The following is a 235-nucleotide window of genomic DNA, read 5'->3' on the forward strand; positions in this document are numbered from 1 at the left end:
CCAGACCATCCACCACTACATGGGCTGCTCGACCTTCGCCAACCACACGGTGCTGCCCGAGATCGCGCTGGCCAAGATCCGCCCCGACGCCCCCTTCGACAAGGCCTGCTACATCGGCTGCGGCGTGACCACGGGGGTCGGCGCGGTGGTCAACACCGCCCAGGTCGAGCCAGGCGCCAACTGCGTGGTGTTCGGGCTCGGCGGCATCGGGCTGAACGTCATCCAGGGCCTGAAG

1 pseudogene is annotated in these 235 nt (G+C 68.5%); it reads left to right on the top strand.

Annotated features, from left to right (window positions below):
• Positions 1-235, top strand: a pseudogene (locus ASE02_RS01820) (S-(hydroxymethyl)glutathione dehydrogenase); the annotation flags it as partial.

This window comes from Phenylobacterium sp. Root700 (genome assembly GCF_001429025.1).
Classification (GTDB): Bacteria; Pseudomonadota; Alphaproteobacteria; order Caulobacterales; family Caulobacteraceae; genus Phenylobacterium.